Origin of the sequence: Lacticaseibacillus camelliae DSM 22697 = JCM 13995 (assembly GCF_001436615.1) — a bacterium.
GTDB lineage: Bacteria > Bacillota > Bacilli > Lactobacillales > Lactobacillaceae > Lacticaseibacillus > Lacticaseibacillus camelliae.
In genome coordinates this window covers 18,527-37,782 of the sequence record NZ_AYZJ01000027.1, presented here as the reverse complement: position 1 = coordinate 37,782, position 19,256 = coordinate 18,527, and the positions used below count along the sequence as shown (strand labels likewise).

16 protein-coding genes and 1 pseudogene are annotated in these 19,256 nt (G+C 59.0%); 16 read left to right on the top strand and 1 reads right to left on the bottom strand.

The features are described 5' to 3' along the window. From purB to FC75_RS05195, 16 genes and pseudogenes are all read left to right on the top strand, one after another. Complete coding sequence (gene purB / locus FC75_RS05270) at positions 1-1,302, top strand: adenylosuccinate lyase (protein WP_056989321.1); 1,302 nt, start codon at positions 1-3, stop codon at positions 1,300-1,302. A 118-nt stretch (positions 1,303-1,420) separates the two neighbouring features. Continuing rightward, entirely contained in the window at positions 1,421-2,737 is a 1,317-nt protein-coding gene (locus FC75_RS05265) for a 3'-5' exonuclease (protein WP_056989320.1), read from the top strand. Positions 2,738-2,918: 181 nt separating this feature from the next. Continuing rightward, on the top strand, positions 2,919-5,177 hold the full coding sequence (pcrA, locus tag FC75_RS05260) for a DNA helicase PcrA (protein WP_056989319.1): 2,259 nt from the start codon (positions 2,919-2,921) through the stop codon (positions 5,175-5,177). A 15-nt stretch (positions 5,178-5,192) separates the two neighbouring features. Continuing rightward, a complete protein-coding gene (gene ligA, locus FC75_RS05255) occupies positions 5,193-7,208 on the top strand; it encodes an NAD-dependent DNA ligase LigA (protein WP_056989318.1) in 2,016 nt (671 codons plus the stop codon). 15 nt (positions 7,209-7,223) lie between these two features. Then, positions 7,224-8,375, top strand: coding sequence for a CamS family sex pheromone protein (locus tag FC75_RS05250; protein WP_056989317.1), 1,152 nt, complete (start codon positions 7,224-7,226; stop codon positions 8,373-8,375). A gap of 127 nt (positions 8,376-8,502) precedes the next feature. After that, the gene (gene gatC, locus FC75_RS05245; protein WP_054663381.1) at positions 8,503-8,799 is read left to right on the top strand and encodes an Asp-tRNA(Asn)/Glu-tRNA(Gln) amidotransferase subunit GatC; all 297 of its coding nucleotides are present in this window, start codon (positions 8,503-8,505) and stop codon (positions 8,797-8,799) included. Positions 8,800-8,802: 3 nt separating this feature from the next. Then, positions 8,803-10,260, top strand: coding sequence for an Asp-tRNA(Asn)/Glu-tRNA(Gln) amidotransferase subunit GatA (gene gatA / locus FC75_RS05240; RefSeq protein ID WP_056989316.1), 1,458 nt, complete (start codon positions 8,803-8,805; stop codon positions 10,258-10,260). 1 nt (position 10,261) lies between these two features. Continuing rightward, the gene (gene gatB / locus FC75_RS05235) at positions 10,262-11,692 is read left to right on the top strand and encodes an Asp-tRNA(Asn)/Glu-tRNA(Gln) amidotransferase subunit GatB (RefSeq protein WP_054663679.1); all 1,431 of its coding nucleotides are present in this window, start codon (positions 10,262-10,264) and stop codon (positions 11,690-11,692) included. A gap of 15 nt (positions 11,693-11,707) precedes the next feature. Then, complete coding sequence (locus FC75_RS05230) at positions 11,708-12,736, top strand: diacylglycerol kinase family lipid kinase (RefSeq protein ID WP_056989315.1); 1,029 nt, start codon at positions 11,708-11,710, stop codon at positions 12,734-12,736. A gap of 133 nt (positions 12,737-12,869) precedes the next feature. Beyond that, positions 12,870-14,228, top strand: coding sequence for a 23S rRNA (uracil(1939)-C(5))-methyltransferase RlmD (gene rlmD, locus FC75_RS05225; RefSeq protein WP_056989337.1), 1,359 nt, complete (start codon positions 12,870-12,872; stop codon positions 14,226-14,228). 134 nt (positions 14,229-14,362) lie between these two features. Continuing rightward, on the top strand, positions 14,363-15,127 hold the full coding sequence (gene comA, locus FC75_RS05220) for a phosphosulfolactate synthase (protein ID WP_056989314.1): 765 nt from the start codon (positions 14,363-14,365) through the stop codon (positions 15,125-15,127). Then, the gene (locus FC75_RS05215; protein WP_056989313.1) at positions 15,127-15,780 is read left to right on the top strand and encodes a histidine phosphatase family protein; all 654 of its coding nucleotides are present in this window, start codon (positions 15,127-15,129) and stop codon (positions 15,778-15,780) included. Before comA ends, FC75_RS05215 begins: the two co-directional genes overlap by 1 nt. 103 nt (positions 15,781-15,883) lie before the next feature. Continuing rightward, positions 15,884-16,705 (top strand): Cof-type HAD-IIB family hydrolase, encoded by an 822-nt coding sequence (locus tag FC75_RS05210; RefSeq protein WP_056989312.1) that lies wholly within the window; start codon positions 15,884-15,886, stop codon positions 16,703-16,705. After that, on the top strand, positions 16,702-17,190 hold the full coding sequence (locus FC75_RS05205) for a GNAT family N-acetyltransferase (RefSeq protein WP_054663691.1): 489 nt from the start codon (positions 16,702-16,704) through the stop codon (positions 17,188-17,190). The genes FC75_RS05210 and FC75_RS05205 overlap by 4 nt, the downstream gene beginning before the upstream one ends. Before the next feature lie 51 nt (positions 17,191-17,241). Continuing rightward, the gene (locus FC75_RS05200; RefSeq protein ID WP_056989311.1) at positions 17,242-17,838 is read left to right on the top strand and encodes a TetR/AcrR family transcriptional regulator C-terminal domain-containing protein; all 597 of its coding nucleotides are present in this window, start codon (positions 17,242-17,244) and stop codon (positions 17,836-17,838) included. Positions 17,839-17,928: 90 nt separating this feature from the next. Beyond that, positions 17,929-18,573, top strand: a pseudogene (locus FC75_RS05195) (nitroreductase family protein). A gap of 97 nt (positions 18,574-18,670) precedes the next feature. Here the strand turns inward: FC75_RS05195 and FC75_RS05190 are convergent. Next, entirely contained in the window at positions 18,671-19,237 is a 567-nt protein-coding gene (locus FC75_RS05190; protein WP_054663700.1) for a hypothetical protein, read from the bottom strand. Positions 19,238-19,256 lie beyond the last annotated feature (19 nt).

The window sequence follows — 19,256 nt, the reverse complement described above, 5'->3', positions numbered from 1 at the left end:
ATGATCGATCGGTACAGCCGGCCCGAAATGGCCGCCGTGTGGACAGAAAAGAATCGTTACCAGGCCTGGCTCGAGGTTGAGATTCTGGCTGCTGAAGCCTGGAGTCAGCTGGGAGAGATTCCAGCGGCCGATGTGAAGGCCTTGCGCAAAAACGCCAGCTTCACGGTTGAGCGCATTCACGAAATCGAAGCGGTCACGCGCCACGATGTGGTGGCCTTCACGCGCACTGTTTCGGAGTCGCTCGGGCCCGAGAAAAAGTGGGTGCACTTCGGCCTGACCAGCACCGACGTGGTCGACACGGCACAGGGCGCCGTGCTGAAGCAGGCGGACGTGATTTTGCGGGCCGACCTGGTCGCGTTAATGGACGTCGTCGGCCGGCGCGCCAAGGAGTTCAAGCACACGGTGATGATGGGCCGCACCCACGGGGTCCACGCCGAGCCCACCACGTTTGGGCTGGTGCTGGCCACTTGGTACTCCGAACTCAAGCGCGATCTGAAGCGCTTTGACGATGCGGCGGCCGATGTCGAGGCTGGCAAGATCTCGGGCGCGGTCGGGACGTTTGCAAACACGCCGCCAGCCGTTGAGGCTTACGTCTGCGAGCACTTGGGCATTCGCGCTCAGGAGATCTCCACACAGGTCCTGCCGCGCGACCTGCACGCGCACTACATCCAGACTTTGGGTCTAATTGCGACGTCGATCGAGCGCTTTGCGCTGGAGATCCGTCACCTGCAGCGCACCGAGGTCCATGAGGTCGAGGAGCACTTTAATCCCGGCCAAAAAGGCAGCTCGGCGATGCCACACAAGCGCAACCCAATCAGTTCCGAAAACGTCACCGGCTTGGCGCGCATCATTCGCGGCTACGCGACACCGGCGCTTGAGGACGTTCCGCTGTGGCATGAGCGCGACATTTCGCACAGCTCGGCTGAGCGGATCATGCTGCCGGATGCCACCGGGCTGCTTGATTACATCCTGCACCGCTTCACGGGGATCATCACGAATCTTGACGTCTTCCCGGAAACGATGAAGGCGAACATGCAAAAGACGCACGGTCTGATCTTCAGCCAGCGCGTGATGCTGAAGCTGATCGAAACCGGCATGAGCCGTGAAGCGGCCTATGATTTGGTCCAGCCTAAGACCGCGCAGGCCTGGGATGAGCACCGCGACTTTCGGCAGCTGCTGGAAGCCGATCCGAAGGTCACCAGCCGCCTGGATCCCTCGGCGCTGGATGACGCCTTTGATTACCACTACCACCTGCGCCACGTGGATGAGATTTTTGAGCGCATTGGGCTGGGTGACGACTAGAAGCTGAGCACTTGGGCTCACACAAGGCCGCTGGCGATCGTCAGCGGTTTTTGTGTGACGTGAGCGCTTGCAAAGCCAGTTGCTTTTCGGTAGGCTGAATGCGAATGGAGTGGGACAAATGGACGTCGAGGAAGTTAAACAACTAGTACAAAAGCCACTGGCTGAAGACCTGTGGCCAAAGCAGCTGACCGCTGCCGTGCGGCTGCTGGCGGCCTTTGCTGGCGGGGACCCAGAGCAGATCACCAGCAGTTTGAATGAGGATGGCGCGTTGGTGCTGTCGCTGCAGGGCCTCTGGCCGCGCGCCATTGCGCAAGGCGTCCCGATGCCACTCGTTTCGCAAGTGATCCAGCCTCGCGGCCCCAAGCCAGGGCAGGCGGCGGACCGGCTGCTGCGGGGGATCCTGAACAGTTACGTGTTGGCGCTGCGGGATCTCACGCAACTGCCCAAGACGCTTTATCCGCGCTGGCGCGATATTCGGCAGATTCAAAACCAGCTGCTGGCGCTGCAGGCGATTTTGCACCAGTGGCGGCTGGATGAGGACGCGCCTGCGGTCCGCGCGACCCTGTACGGGCCGGTTGCCGGCGGCACGCTAAAGGCCGCGCAACAGGCGGGTGTCAAAGTCACGCAGGCCAAGCTGGCCAAGCCGTGGCTGCACGGGTTTCTGGGGACTTTGCCGATGCCTGCGATCATCGTGGGGGTGCGCAGCCAAGGCGGCCGGGCCGGTGTCGGCCAGCAGCAGGAGGTCCTCGTGCGCGCGCAAAACCTGGTTCACCGGCAGTTCCCCCGCACGCGCTCGGCGGCCTTAAGCCCCGGCGAGCGTGAGGTGCTTTACGGCAAGACGGCCGTGACCGACTTCACGGCGTTTGACTTGGAATTTTCCAGCGGCAATGCGCGGGAAGGCATGTTCATCACCGAAATTGGGGCGGTGAAGGTCAAGGCCAACCACATTGTGGACACGTTCAACGTCTTCGTTCAGGTGCCGGCCCGGCGGCATTTGAATATGTACTCCCAGCGCGTCACCGGGATCCACGAAGACACGCTGAAGCAGTACGGGTTGCCCGCCAATGAAGCAATTCGTCAGTTTGTCGACTTTATCGGCACGGACAGTCTGCTGGGCTTTTCCATGCACGGCGGCGATCTGCCAGTCCTGCGCCGCCAGTTTAACCTGTATCCGCAGCCCTACCGCCTGATCGATGTGGCGCTGCTGGCCAAGCAGTCCGGGCCGATGCCGGGCAACCCCGAAGTCAGCCTGACGACCTATCGCCATTACCTGGGCCTGAGCCTGCTCGCCCATGGCGCCTTGTACGACGCCGTCACCACTTACGCGCTTTACGCTTACCTGCAAGACTCGGCGCGCGACCCCGCTGCGCTGGTCGCGGAATTCGACCAGGTGTTTAAAGCCACCAGCCTAAAGCCTGGCGTGCTGGGCGACTGATCAGGGCAACTAGGAAAGCCCGCCGGTAAAATTTTCGCGGGTCGCGCGCCTGGGGCCCATGCGTGCCTAAACCCTGTTAAAGCCCGTTGTGAAGCCGTTTTCGCGTGCTACCGCCGCTGTATTGAGGGCGGATTTTTTGGTACAATGGGAAAAGCAAAGACATAGCAGGAAGGACGATATCATGGCGAATGCACTACTGAAAGGCATGAACGACAAACAATCCGAGGCGGTGCTGGCCACCGAGGGGCCACTTTTGATCATGGCCGGCGCCGGCTCGGGCAAGACCCGCGTCTTGACCCACCGCGTCGCGTACCTGATCGAGGAAAAAGGGATTAACCCGTGGCGCATCCTGGCCATCACTTTCACCAACAAGGCAGCGCGCGAAATGAAGGAGCGCATCGCCAAAATGCTTGACCCGGAGCTTGCTAAGGACGTCTGGGTCTCGACCTTCCATGCGCTGTGCGTGCGCATTCTTCGGCGCGACATTCAGAAGCTGGGCATGAACCGGGCGTTCACCATCGCCGACCCGGCCGAGCAGAAAACGCTGGTGAAGCACATTCTGGCCGACTTGAACATCGACCCCAAGCGCTACGATCCCAAGGCGCTGCTGGCGGCCATTTCCAACGCCAAGAACGACTTGAAAACGCCTGAGCAGTATGCGAAGTCTGCCGGCACCCCGTTTGAGCAGACGACCGCGACCGTGTACGCCGAGTACCAGAAGCGCATGCGTTCCGACCAGGCGCTGGATTTTGACGACCTGATCATGCAGACCATCATCCTGTTTCAAAAGGATCCGGAGACGCTGAAGTTTTATCAGAACAAATTCCAGTACATTCACGTTGATGAGTACCAGGACACTAATGAGGCCCAGTACCAGCTGGTGCACATGTTAGCCGACGGGTACCGCAACCTGTGCGTGGTTGGGGATGCCGACCAGAGCATTTACGGCTGGCGCGGGGCCAACATGCAGAACATTTTGGACTTCAAGAAGGATTACCCCGATGCCCAGGTCGTGCTGCTCGAGCAGAACTACCGCTCGACCAAGAACATCCTGCAAGCGGCCAACGATGTGATCAAGAACAACAAGAAGCGTCAGGTCAAGACGCTGTGGACCGAGAACAAAACCGGTGACAAGATCACCTACTACCGGGCGCAAAGCGAGTTGGACGAGGCCTATTTTGTCATCAAAACGATTGAGCAGGACATCCGCGTTGGCAAGCGCAAGTATGGTGATTTTGCCGTGCTGTACCGCACCAACGCTCAGTCCCGCGCGATTGAAGAGGCCTTTGTCAAAAGCAACATTCCCTACAAGATGGTCGGCGGTCACAAGTTCTACGACCGTAAGGAAATTAGGGACGCGTTGGCTTATTTTCGGCTGGTGATCAACCCGGATGACGACATGAGCTTCAACCGGATCGTCAACGAGCCTAAGCGCGGCATCGGGGACACGTCGATGGAGAAGCTGCAGGCCTTTGCCACGCAAAACGGCTGGTCGCTGCTGGAAGCGGCGCAAAACGCCGAGCTGTCTGATGTTTCGGGCAAGGCGCGCGGCGCACTGGCCAAATTTGGCAGCACCATCAAGCAAATTCAGGCCAAAAAGGACAAGGGCACGGTCACGGACCTGATGCAGGCCATTCTGGATGATACCGGCTACCTGCCGACGCTGAAAAACGCCGGCACGGTCGAGGCGGATACGCGCATTGAGAACTTGCAGGAACTGCTTTCCGTCACCCAGCAGTTTGACGAGCGCTACGAACCGGAAGACGAAAACAGTGACATTTTTGTCGACTTCATCGCCGACTTAGCGCTGGTGTCGGACCAAGACGAGGTCGAAGAAGACGCCCAGGAGGTCACGCTGATGACGCTGCACGCCGCCAAGGGCCTGGAGTTTCCAGTCGTGTTCCTGGTGGGCATGGAGGAGGGCCTGTTCCCGCTTTCGCGCTCAGCCATGGACGAGAAGGAAATGGAAGAGGAGCGGCGACTGGCGTACGTTGGCATCACGCGGGCCAAGTCGAAGCTGTACCTGAGCAACGCTTATGCCCGGATGCTGTATGGCCAGCGGCAGAACAACCCGCAAAGCCGCTTCATCGATGAGATTGAGCCGGAGCTGCTGGAAACCGTTGGGCAGCAGGCGCCAAAGTCGAGTTATCCGTTCGACCGCGAGGCCAATCGCACGGCGCGGGCCGTGACGCCAACCTACTCGCGGCACCCGCAAGGCACGCGGGCCAAGGTGGTGGACAATGCCGGGGCGCCGACCAGCACGGCCGGCAAGGTGACCTGGACCGTCGGCGACAAGGCTGAGCACCGCAAGTGGGGCATCGGCACCATCGTCAAAGTGTCTGGCAAAGGCGACGACCAGGAGCTGGACATCGCCTTTCCGGACATGGGGGTCAAGCGACTGCTGGCGGCTTTCGCCCCGATCACCAAGCACGTCGATTAGACAGGAGGCAGCGAGATGGCAGAGCAGGACATTGCAGCAATGACGCACAGCGACGCGGCCACGGCGGTTCAGCCGCTGGTCGATCAGCTCAACCAGTGGCGCCGCGAGTACTATGACCAGGACGCCCCGACTGTCGATGATCACCAGTACGACATGGCCTACCAGAAGCTGCTGGCCTTGGAGGCCAAGTTTCCCGATTTAGTGCTGCCGGATTCGCCGAGCCAGGCGGTTGGCGGCAGTGTGGACACCGACTTTGCCAAGGTGCCCCACCCGATCCCGATGCTGTCCATGGGGGATGTCTTTTCCCTTGAGGAGCTGCAGGAGTGGGCGGAGCGGCTCGAAGGCGGCGTCGAGGAAAAGGTCGACTACAACGTCGAACTCAAAATCGACGGGCTATCGCTTTCCTTGGTTTACGAAAACGGCAAGCTGGTGCAGGGCTCGACGCGCGGCGATGGGAATGTCGGCGAGGACGTCACGGCCAACGTGATGACCATCAAGGACATCCCGCACCAGCTGAAACAGCCGTTGAACATCGAGGTGCGCGGGGAGTGCTACATGCCCAAAAAGGCGTTTGCTAAACTCAACGCGGCCCGCGAGGCCCAGGGGCTGACCACGTTTGCCAACCCGCGTAACGCCGCGGCAGGGAGCTTGCGGCAGCTCGACCCCAAGGTCACCAAGGCGCGTGAGCTGGCGACGTTTATCTACACGCTGATCGATCCTGAACGCTTCAACGTCACGACGCAACACGACGCGATCGCGTTCATGCAGGACCTGGGCTTTGTCACCAATCCGAGCTCGATCACGACAGGCGATTTAAAGCAGATGGACACTTACATCGCGGACCAAACCGCGGACCGCGACGGCTTGGCTTACGGCATTGACGGCATTGTGGTCAAGGTCAACAGCCTGGCTTTGCAGCAGGAGCTGGGCAATACGGTCAAGGTACCGCGCTGGGAGATCGCGTACAAGTTTCCGCCGGAGCAGGCGGAAACCGTGGTCCGAGACATTGACTGGACCATTGGCCGCACAGGGGTCGTGACCCCGACCGCTGTGATGGATCCGGTGCCGCTGGCCGGCACCACAGTTGCTCGCGCCACTTTGCACAACGCGGACTTGATCGCTGAAAAGGACATTCGTATCGGCGACACCGTGCTTTTGCATAAGGCCGGCGACATCATTCCCGAGGTTTCAGCCGTGGTGCTGAGCAAGCGGCCAGAAGGTGCGGTGCCGGCCGTGATCCCGACCGCGTGTCCCTCCTGCGGCCAGCCTTTGGTCCACATCGATGGTGAGGTCGCGCTGCGGTGCATCAACCCGATGTGTCCGGCGCAGGTCCAAGAGCAGCTGACGCACTTTGCCAGCCGGCTGGCGATGAACATCGACGGCCTCGGTCCCAAAATCATCGCGCAACTGCAGGCCAAGGGGCTGGTCAAGGACGTTGCCGACCTGTACCATTTGACCGCGGATGACCTGAGCACGCTGGATAAATTTAAGGAAAAGTCCATTAATAATTTGTTAAAGGCCATCGACAATAGTCGGCAGAACTCCGTGGAACGCCTACTATTTGGCTTAGGCATTCGCCACGTCGGCGCGAAGGCGGCCCGCTTGCTCGCCGAACACTTTGGCGATATCGAGACGCTGATGGGCGCGGATGAGGCAACCATCGCCGACGTGGCCAACATCGGGCCAACCATCGCGGCAAGTGTGGTGCAGTACTTTCAGCGTGACACCGCGCAGGCGTTGATTGAGGACTTTCGCGAAGCAGGCGTCAACCTGACCTACAAGGGCGGCGCACCGGTGGCAACGGATTCCTTCTTCTCCGGCAAGACCGTCGTGATTACAGGCTCCTTTGCCGCGTTCACGCGGCCGGAACTGACGGCGAAACTGCAGGCGCTGGGGGCGAAGGTCACAGGGTCGGTTTCCAAGCGGACGGATTTGGTGGTCGCCGGGGAGAAGGCCGGGTCGAAATTGACCAAGGCCCAGACCCTGAACGTGCCGGTGATGGATGAAAAAGAATTACAGACGAAACTATAAGTGAGGCATTGGTTGATGAAGAAAATTCTGACTGCGGCATTGGTCGCAACGGCAGTGCTGCTTGCGGCCTGCGGCAACCTGAACTTTAATTCGGGCACCAGCGGGACCACCGGCTCAAGCAGCACGAGCAAGTACACGACCACCGGCACCTCGGACTCCGGGACCTACGAAGGGGTCATCAAGGACGGCCGCTATCAGACCTCGAGCGCCCGCGGGCTGCAGCTGACGCAGAATCAGCAGGACGGCAATGCGTTCAACATCAAGAGCATGGAGGCCGGCCTGCAGGAAATTTCCAAGAAGCAGTTTGCCACCTCTAAGTATGTGTTCGAAGAAGGGCAACTGCTCTCGACGGCGACCACGAAGAAGTGGTTGGCGCACCGCTCTAGCTCGGATCAGGATGGCCTGAACCCGAAGAGTAACAGCAGCACTGACCCCAACAAGCGCGTGCCGACGTACCTGCAAACCATTTTGGAGCAGGACTACATGACCCAAAGCGGCTCGTCAATGAGTCTGGGCGGGGTCTCGATCGCGCTGGGGATGAACGAGTACGATTACTACGAAAAGCAGCAGTATGGCGCCACTTACACCACGCACATCACCGACGCCGCCATGACGCAGCAAGGCCGGCGCATGGCCAAAGAGGTCGTGGCGCGGGTCCGCAAGATGAAAGGCGTCAGCCAAGATACCCCGATCGTGATCGCACTGTACAAGCTGGCGGCGCGCGACTCGCTGGTCGGCGGGACCTACTTTGATTACGTGGTCTCCACGTCCGGCGACTCGCTTCAGAGCTGGAAGCCGGTCAATCAGCAGAATGAAGTGCTGCCGACAGTCGACAACAAGAAGCCGATCAACCAGACTGTGTCGGATGATTTTAATAATTTCCAGAGCAACGTTGAGAACTTCTTCCCGACGCTGGCCGGGGTCACGGCGCAGGCGCACTACGAGGATAACCAGCTGGCCGGCCTGAATGTCACCATCAACACGCAGTTCTACGGGCTGACCGAGATTCAAAGCTTCACGCAGTACGTCAGCTCAATGGCGTCCAAGTATCTGCCAAGCGGTGTCAAGATTCAAATCACGGTGCAGGCGACTTCGGGTCCGCAGGCCTTCCTGGCACGCGACAGCGGACAGAAGGACTTCACGACCCACGTGTTCGATAGTTACTAAGCGGCGGCAGTCCAGGGCAACCTGGGCTGTTTTTGTGAAAAAATGCGGCCTGCGCGCGGGCCTGCAGTGTTCGTATGGTAAACTAAAGTGATTAAATCCCCAAGCAAAAGCGAAGAAGGTAGAGAACATGATTTCAAAAGACAGTGTGGCGCATGTTGCCGGATTGGCGAAATTGGCCTTTTCGGAAGACGAGCTGCAGCAGTACACGGCCCAACTCGATGAGATCTTGAACATGGTCGCACAACTTGAGACCGTCGATACCACGGACGTGCCTGTGACCACCCAGAGTATTCACCTTGAAAATGTGATGCGCGAGGACGTGGCGCAGAACGACACCGACGTGAAGGCGCTGCTTTCGAACGTGCCGACCAAGAAGGGCACGCTGATTCAAGTGCCGTCGATCATCGATAAGGAGGACGATTAAGCCGTGAGTTACTTCAATCTGGATATTACCAAGCTTCACGAGCAGCTCCAGGCGGGCAAACTCACCGCGGCTGACCTCACCGAGCAGACCTTTGCCGAGATCAAGCGGATCGACCCTGAAATCGACGCGTTTTTGACCCTGAATGAGGACGGTGCCAAACAGGCTGCCGCGGCTCAGGACGTCGCGGGCATCGCGGCGGACAAGCCCTTTGCCGGTGTGCCGGTGGGCATCAAGGACAACATCGTCACCAAGGGCTTGAAGACTACCGCGGCCTCGAAGATCCTGGGTAATTTTGTGCCGATTTACGATGCGACCGTGGTCGAAAAGCTCCAGGCGGCTGGCGCCATCATTGCTGGCAAGCTGAATCTGGACGAGTTTGCGATGGGTTCGTCGACCGAAAACTCGGCTTTCAAGACCACCAAAAACGCCTGGGATCACACCAAGGTGCCAGGCGGTTCGTCAGGCGGCTCTGCGGCGGCGGTTGCCTCAGGCCAGCTCCCGATGGCGCTGGGCACCGATACCGGCGGCTCGATCCGCCAGCCCGCAGCGTTCAACGGCATTGTCGGCCTGAAGCCGACTTACGGCCGGGTATCGCGCTGGGGCGTCATCGCCTTTGCCTCCAGCCTGGACGTTGTGGGGTCACTGACGCGCACCGTGCGTGACGCGGCGCTGACCTTGAACGTCATCGCCGGCCATGATGACAAGGATGCCACCACGGCGGACCTTGACGTGCCGGATTACACGGCCAAGCTGGGCCAGTCGATTCGGGGCATGAAGATCGCCTTGCCCGAGGAATACCTGGGTGAAGGGGTCGATGCCGCCGTGGCCGACCAGGTCAAGAAGGCCGCCGAGCAGTTCCGCGCGCTGGGTGCGACTGTCGACACGGTTTCATTGCCGCACACCAAGTACGCGGTGCCGGCATACTACATCATCGCCAGCTCTGAGGCCTCCTCGAACCTGCAGCGCTTTGATGGGATTCGTTACGGCTTCCGCGCCAAGGACGTCAAAAACCTGGACGATGTTTACGTGCGCTCGCGCTCCGAAGGGTTTGGGCGCGAGGTCAAGCGCCGCATTATGCTGGGGACTTTCAGTCTGTCCGCCGGTTTTTATGACGCCTACTTCAAAAAGGCAGCGCAGGTGCGCACGCTGATCTCGCGTGATTTCGACAAGGTCTTTGAAGACTATGACTTCATCATTGGGCCGACCACGCCAACCACTGCGTTCAAGATCGGCTCCAAGGTCACCGACCCGTTGACCATGTACATGAACGACATTCTGACGATTCCGGTCAACTTGGCCGGCCTGCCGGCGCTGTCGATCCCGGCCGGCTTTGTCGACGGCATGCCCGTTGGCCTGCAGCTGATCGGCAAGCAGTTTGACGAGCAGACGCTGCTGCAGGCAGCCGATGCCTTTGAAAGCAAGAATGACTACCTCGACGCGATTCCGGGAGGTGCGAACTAAGATGAATTTTGAAACCACGATTGGACTCGAAGTCCATGTTGAGCTGAAAACAAAGTCGAAGATGTATTCGCCGACCCCGGTGTCTTACGGCGCTGAGCCAAACGTCAACACCAACGTGATCGACTGGGGCTTCCCGGGCACGCTGCCGACCATCAACCGCGGGGCATACTCCTACGGCATCATGGTGGCCCTTGCGCTGCACGCCGATATCACGCGCCACACGCACTTTGACCGCAAGAACTACTTTTACCCGGATAATCCGAAGGCCTACCAGATCACGCAAAGCGAGACGCCGCTGGGCACCAATGGTTACGTCGAGATCGAGGTCGGCGGCAAGAAGAAGAAAATCGGCGTCCACGAGCTGCATGTCGAGGAAGACGCCGGGAAAAACACCCATGAAGACGACGGGTACTCCTATGTCGATTTGAACCGGCAGGGCACGCCGTTGGTCGAAATCGTTTCCGAGCCTGACATTGCCTCGCCGGAAGAGGCCTACCAGTACCTTGAACAGCTGCGGCAAATCGTGCAGTTCACCGGCGCTTCCGACGTGAAAATGGAAGAAGGCTCGATGCGGGTGGACACTAACTTGTCTGTGCGCCCGATCGGCCAGGATGGCTTCGGCACCAAGACCGAAATCAAGAACCTGAACTCCTTCAACCACGTGCGTGACGGTTTGGCCTACGAGCAAAAGCGTCAGATCCAGCTGCTGATGGCAGGCGGTGAAGTGCGCCAGGAAACGCGGCGCTGGGATCCGGCCAAGAAGGAAACCATCCTGATGCGGGTCAAGGAAGGCGCGGATGATTACCGCTACTTCCCGGAACCAGACCTGCCACCGGTGTTTGTGTCGCAGCAATGGATCGATGAGGTCCAGGCCAAATTGCCGGAGGCACCGGCCAAGCGGCGTGCACGCTACGTCCAGGACTGGGGCATTCCGGAATACGACGCCGGGGTCTTGACTCTGACCATGGAAATGGCCAACTTCTTTGAGGCCACCGTGGCCGCTGGTGCCGACCCGAAGCAGGCGTCCAACTGGCTGATGGGTGAGGTCTCTGGCTACCTGAACGCCGAGCATCTGGAGCTGAAGGACGTTGCGCTGACGCCTGAGCACCTGGCCGCGATGATCAACCTGATCGCCGACGGCACGATTTCCAGCAAGATTGCCAAGAAGGTCTTCCAGGAAATCATCCAGCACGATACCGATCCGAAGGCGTGGGTCGAGGAAAAGGGCATGGTCCAGCTGTCCGACCCGGCCAAGCTGACGCCGATCGTCAACGATATTTTGGATAATAACGCGCAAAGTATCGACGACTTCAAGAACGGCAAGTCACGCGCCATTGGCTTTTTGATTGGGCAACTGATGAAGCAGACCCACGGCAAAGCCAATCCAAAAGTCGCCAACAAGATCTTAATGACTGAAATCAAAAAGCGGTAACAGGAGGTGATCGCGATGCGCCCACGCGCACGTTTGATCTATAACCCAACTTCGGGTAATGAAGGCATGCGGCGGTACGTCGCGGACATCCTTGACGTGTTGGAGCAGGCGGGCTACGAAGCCTCGGCGTTTCAGACGACCGCCGAACCTTTTTCCGCGAAAAAAGAGGCCAGCCGGGCAACTGAGGCCGGGTTTGCGCTGATTGTGGGCGCTGGGGGCGACGGCACCATCAACGAGGTCGTGAACGGCATCGCACCGCACAAGCACCGACCGAAGATGGCGCTGATTCCCGCCGGCACGACCAACGACTACGCCCGGGCACTGCGCATTCCGCGCGATGACCCGGTCGCCGCGGCCAAGGTCATCCTGAAGGGGCAGACCCTGCGGATGGACATCGGCCAGGCCAACAGTCACTACTTCATGAACATCGCGGCCGGCGGGCTGCTCACAGAGCTGACGTACCAAGTACCGTCGGAGTTTAAGTCGATTTTTGGCTACTTCGCATACGTGGTGAAGGCGGCGGAAATGCTACCGGCGATCCAGTCCGTGCCGATGCACCTGGAGTACGACGATGGGGTGTACGACGGTCCCGCCTCGATGTTTCTGCTGGCGATGACGAACAGCGTCGGCGGCTTCGAGCAAATCGTGCCGGATTCCAGCATGGGTGACGGCAAGTTCTCGCTGATTGTTGTCAAAACCGGCAATTTCGGGGACATGCTGGTGCTGATCGCCAAGGTCCTGAACGGCGGCCGCCACGTGGATGACTCGAACATCATCTACACGAAAACTTCCAAGCTGGTCGCGACGCGCAAGGACGGCGGCGAGATGAAGATCAACCTCGACGGTGATTACGGTGGGAGCGCGCCGATGACGTTCGTCAACCTGAAGCAGCACATCGAGATGTTTGCCAACGTTGATGAGATCCCCAAGAAGAATCTGGACATCGACCTCGTACGCCAGCAGGGGTACCTTGAGGAAGTGGAAAACATTTCCCATCAGGACCTGAACGGCGACGGGCAGATCGCGTCTGGTGACGACAAGTAATGCCTGCAGGCGTCGGTCAGTGTCCTTGACCGGCGCCTGTTTTGCGCGGCGGCGCTTGTGAGTTGCCGGTTGGTCTGGTACAGTGAGTGGAGTCATTTTTGCGTTGCCGCTTTGCGGCGAAAGGAGGCCCATGGTGGCGAAAACCCCAGTGGTCAAGAATCAAGAACTTGAAGTCGAAATTGAAGATCTCACGTACCAAGGCATGGGCGTGGCTAAGGTCGCCGGCTACCCGCTGTTCATCGAGGACACGCTGCCAGGGGAAAAGGCGCTGGTCCATGTGTTGAAGACCGAAAAGCAGTACGGCTTCGCCAAGCTCAAGAAGCTTGAACGAACTTCGCCGGACCGCGTCGATGCGGTGGATCACACGTACACCCAAACCGGCATTGCCCCGCTGCAGCACCTGGCGTACCCGGCGCAGTTGAAGTTCAAGCAGCACCAGATCCAGGAACTGTTCAAGAAGCAGGGGCTGGACATTCCGGTGCGCCCAACGCTGGGGATGGACCACCCCACCGGTTACCGTAACAAGGCACAGATCCCGGTGCGGCAGATCAACGGCCAGGCCACGACCGGCTTTTTCAAGCGCCGCAGCCACGACATGGTGCCGCTGGAGGATTTTTACATTCAGGATCCAAAAATCGATGCGGCCGTCATCGTGGTGCGCGATTTGCTGCGCAAGTACGGGCTGACCGGGTACGATGAGGCGCACAACACCGGGTTGGTGCGCCACATCATGGTGCGACGCGGTTTTTATACGCACGAGATGATGATCGTCCTGGTGGTCACCTCTTGGGCCGTGCCGCATCAGGACGATATTGTGGCAGGGATCCAGCAGGCGCTGCCTGAGGTCACCAGCATTATGCTGAACCTCAACGACAAGCGCACCAACGTCATCATGGGGAAAAAGACGCGGCTGCTGGCCGGGCATTCCTACCTGACCGACAAGCTGCTGGGGAACACGTTCCAGATCTCGCCGGTGTCGTTCTACCAGGTCAACCCGACGCAAACTGAGGTCCTGTACTCGCAGGCCATTGAGGCGGCGGGTCTGACTGGGCAGGAAACGGTGATTGACGCGTATTCCGGCATCGGAACGATTTCGCTTGCCATGGCCAAGCACGCCAAGCAGGTCTACGGGGTGGAAATCGTGCCGGAGGCCGTTGCTGACGCGCGCGACAATGCCAAGCTTAACGGCTTGACCAATGTGACCTTTACCGTGGGCAAGGCCGAGGATGCCATGCAGAGTTGGCGCGACCAAAAACTGCCGGTCGATGTGCTGATGGTGGACCCGCCGCGCAAGGGGCTGGCAAAGGAGTTCATCGACGCGGTCGGCGTTTTGCTGCCGCCGAAGATGGTTTACGTGTCCTGTAATCCGGCGACCCTGGCCCGCGATTTGAAGGCCCTGGCAGCGTTTGGCTACCACGCTAAGCAGACGCAGCCGGTTGACATGTTTCCGCAAACGACCAGTATCGAAAGCGTCACGGTCCTGGACCGGTAAGAAAATTGACTCAGTGTGAGGAAGGCTGCCGGCTGGCGGCCTTTTTGTATGAGAAAGTTTCACATGTTTGTCACATTACGCTTTCACTAAACTGGTAAAATGAGAGTTATCAACACATAGGAGGCAACTGATTGATGAAAGCCTACGCATTCTTAAAGAACACGCCGAAGACCACGACGCCGCGCGGCAAAACAATGATGCTGGACAAAGGGCTGGGGCTGAACGAAACCGAAGACCTGCTGGCCACCGCTGGGGATTACCTCGACTACGCCAAGTTCGGCTGGGGGACGGCCGCGACCATGGACCGCGAGTTGATCGAAAAAAAGACGGCGATGTATCGGGAAGCCGGCGTGATTCCTTACCCAGGCGGCACCTTGCTTGAAGTGGCACTGCTGAATGGGCAGTTCTCCGAATTTTTAAAAGAGACGCAGGCACTTGGGTTTGGCGGTGTCGAGGTCAGCGACGGCTCGACGAACATTTCGGCCAGCAATCGCAAGCAGGTAATCCAGCAGGCCAAGGACGCGGGGCTGTTCGTCATTTCGGAAGTCGGCAAGAAAGACCCGAAGCTCGATCACAAGCTCAGCATTCACGAGCGGTTGATGCAGATTCAAACTGATCTTCGAAATGGCGCCAATTACGTCATCATCGAAGCGCGCGAGGCCGGCAAAAACATTGGGATTTACGATGCGGATGGCAATATCATTGAAAACGAGCTGCAGGAATTAGCAAAAGGGGGCACCGACCGGCTGATTTTTGAGGCGCCGCTGAAGAGCCAGCAGGTCGCGCTGATCCGCCAGTTTGGCGTCGGCATTAACCTCGGCAACATCGCCAGCAATGAAGTCACGGCGCTTGAGACCTTGCGGCGCGGGCTGCGCGGCGACACCGTGGGCCAGCTGTAATGAAGCGGCTGTTCATTGTCCGTCACGGCCGGACCCAGTGGAACGTGGAAAAACGGCTGCAGGGCGCCAGCGGTGACAGTCCCGTCTTGCAGGACGATCTGACGCCCTACCAGCGGGTGGCGGCCTACCTGGATCAGTACGACTTCGCGGCCGCGTACACGAGCCCCTTGGCGCGGGCGGTCACGTCTGGCAACCTGATCCTGGCGCGCATGCCGCGTCACCACGCCTTGCGCTTAACGCCGGTAACTGGTTTGACCGAGATTGGCTTTGGCCAGTGGGAGGGGCAAAAGCGTGCCGACCTGGTGAAAGACCACCTTGCGCTTTTTAAAAAGTTGTCGCGCCGAGAAAATGATCCCGGGCTGACCGCACTGGGAGTCGAGGACTTTAATGTAGCTGGCGAACGCTTTGCTGCGGCGCTTAAACAGATTGCTGAGGCTTTGCCGGCGGACGGGAACGCGCTGATCGTGACCCACGGCGGCATCGCCCAGCTCGGGTTGCGCCACCTGACCGGCAACGATCACCTGCTCGGACTGAAAAATCTGTCCACGTCAATTGTTGGTGTGGTGGCGGATCAGTACTACGTGGATGTCTATAACCAAACCGCCTACCTCCCCCATGTTGATCTGGACGAGGGTAACGTGTCGATTCTCTAGGAACGCCACGGCCGTCTGTTATCTTGCAGGCGGCTTTTTATGCGCCTAGGCGCAATTCGAAACTGCGATATAATTGAGGCATAATCGACCAAAGGGGAAAGTTATGACAATTAAACTGATTGCGACGGATATTGATGATACCTTGCTGAATTCAAAGCGGCAACTGACTGCCCACACAGTGACTGTGCTGAAGCAGGCCCATGATCAAGGCATCAAGGTGGTGCTTTGCACGGGCCGCCCGGTGCAGGCGGTGCAGCCGCTGCTGGATCAGCTGGGGCTGAGTGGACCGAACGAGTACGCCATCACGTTTAACGGGGCGGTGACGCTGTCGCTGGCTGGCGAGCAGTTCAGCAATTTTGATCTGGGCCGGGCCGACTTCGCCGCACTCGATCAGTTTGCGCACGCGCACCAGCTGAAGTACAACTTGCGGGATGCCAAAGGCGCCGTCATCTCGCCCAATGACAATATTAGCTTCTACGCGGTGCGGCAGGCCTACGACAGCCGTGTCGGGATTACGCGCCTCAGCCCCGCCCAGGCGCCGGCTGATTACCGGTACGTGAAGGGAATGCTGACGGCGCCCAAGGCCGTGCTGGATGCCATTGAGCCCAGCGCCCGGGAGGCGTTTGGCGATGCGTATTACGTCGTGCGGTCCACCCCGTTTTTCCTTGAGGTCATGAATCCAAAGGCCAACAAGGGCGAAGGGCTTCAGGCGCTGGCGACCAAGCTGGGCCTGACCGCTGAAGAGGTCATGACATGCGGCGACGAAGCGAATGACCTGCCGATGCTGAAGTGGGCCGGGTGCGCAATCGGGATGGCCAACGGCATCGATGCCGTGAAGCAGGTCGCAACGCATGTCACGCTGGACAATGACCACGACGGTGTGGCGGCCGCGGTCGAAAAATATGTTCTGGGGGCCCAGCGATGAGCCTGATTTTTCAACTGGCGCGCCCTGCCGATCTGCCAGGCATTATGCGCATTGAACACGCCGGTTTCACCCCGGCTGAGGCCGCCACAGAGACCAGCATGGCGGCACGAATCGCGGCCTATCCTGAGACTTTTATCACTGGCTGGCAAGGCGGCCGGTTGGTTGGCTATGTTGTCGGTCCGGCCATCACTCAGCGCCACTTAACGGATGATTTGTTTGAGACCGCCCACCCCAACTCACCGAGTGCGCCGTACCTGGCGATTCTGAGCTTGGCCGTGGCGCCGACTGTTCGCGGGCAGGGGATCGGTTCCGCTTTGTTAGCGCAGCTGGCGGCAGTTGGTCGCCGGCAGCACCGAGTGGGCGTGACTTTGACCTGTTTGGCCGCCTTGGTGCCATTTTATCAGCGCAATGGGTTTGTCAGCGACGGCCAATCGGCTTCCGTCCATGCCGGTGAGGTGTGGTATGACATGGTGCAGCTGCTATGACGCCATCGGGAGTCCGGCAAGTGGGCCAAGCGTTGGCCTGGGGAGGCAACCATGAAGAATTCAGAGATTTCATTAGCAACGAAGCGGCGTTTTTCCGCGGCGTTAAAAACCGTATTGCGGACTAAGCCGTTTGAAGACATCACGGTTCAGGATTTGCTTGCGGTCACTGGCATGGCGCGGCCGACCTTTTATTACCACTTTGATGATCTCTTTGGCCTGCTGCAGTGGACGTTTGCCGACGAGGCGTTGAGCCTACTAACAAAAGATCCGGACTACACCCACTGGGAAGAGGACCTTTACCAGCTGCTCTGCTATCTGGCTGACAACGCCGACCTGTACGCCAATTTTTACGCGAATATCACGCTGGAAGAGGTCCAGGCGATTTTTTGTACCCCCATGCGGCAGATTCTGAACGGGTACATTCAAGCCGTGATCAAGGGGCGGCGTCTGACTGTCGACGAAGCGACGCAGCAGTTTGTCGCCGAGTTCTTTGTCGGTGGGTTCGTCAGCGTTTTGGTGCGTTGGCTTCGCGCCGGGCTACCGGAAAAGCCGGAAGCGATTCGGCAGCAGCTGCATGACACGATGGATCAGATCATCGTGCAGGTGCTGGAAAAAGCAAACAAAGCGGCTGATTTGTCAGATGTCTGACAAACCGTCCTAATTGACCATTCTCTATTGCGATTGGGTTGCTTACAATAATCATGTAAGCGAATTCATGAACAGAAAGGATGAGCGTTTATGGCTTTTGTGAATAACGATTTTGGTGACGTATTGCTGCACCGTGAATCAGTCCGGGACTTTGATCCGAGTGTTAAGATCCCTCGTGAAGAGCTTCAGCAGATGATCTCAGAGGCAATTACCGCGCCATCTGCCTGCAATTTGTAGGCTTGGCACTTTGTGATCGTCGATGACGAGGCAGGCAAGGACAAGCTGCGTTCTTACTTCATGAAGTTCAACAAGCCGCAGCTGGACACCTGCAGCGCGATGATCCAGATTTTCGGTGACACATTGGCCTTCAAGTCCTACCGTGACTTGTGGAACAAGGCTTGCGAGGATGGCCGCATCACACCGGCCAAGCGCGACGAAGTCCTGAACACCTTCCTGCCGCTGTACGAAAAGGCCCCAAAGTCCATGCTCGTGAACGATTCCACGGTCGACAGTACGATTGCGGCCACTCAGCTGATGCTGATTGCGCGGGCGCACGGGTATGAATCCAACCCAATCGGCGGCTACGACACGACCAAGGCAGCTAAGGTCTTCGGGTTGGACCCGGAGCGTTATGTGCCGGTCATGGCCATTGCGCTGGGCAAGCCGGCCAAGGACGGGAAAGACGAAATGAAGTCTGCTCGTTATCCAGTCGACAAGGTCATTGAGTTCGCCTGAACTGAACGAAAGCACGCCTTCACCCGGTTATTGACTAACTGGGTGAAGGCGTTTTGCGTTCGCCAAAAAACGCACCGTGGCGCGCGGCGAGTAGGGGTTAATTGACGATCGGCGGCAGATCCGGGATCAGCGTGCGGTACAGGCTTAGCGCCTTGGCTGGTGGCATGGCCGGCTCGACCTGGGCAGTTTGCAGCGCAAACGTGAGCAGGGCAGTGCCCAGCCATTCGCTGATGAACGTGCGGTCGGCGCTGGGGTAATCGCGGGTGATCAGCACCCGCTGCACGGCGCCGATCATGAGTGACCGGGCGCGGTCCTCTGCGTGGGCCCAGACAATCAGCTGCCACAGCCGCCGCGCGTCCAGCAGCGCAGAGACAATCAGCGCGGAGCCGTTTTGAAAGTCCATGATGGTGCGCTGATCGACGCGGTGCTCAAACGCGCCGATTTGTTTCAGGAGTTCAACGGCCAGGATGTCCTGCAGGTCCTGGTGATGCCGGTAAAAGGTGGCCCGGGACACGCCGGCATACTGGCAAAATTTGCCGATCTTAAGGGACTCAAAAGCGATGCCCTCAGCGTGCAGGCGCTGCAAAGCAGTGAGCATTTTAACTTGGGAGTTGGCACTGCGGGCGTCAATGTGCATCCCGCTGGCGAGCTGAATTTTTGGCATCACGACACCTCGATAAGGC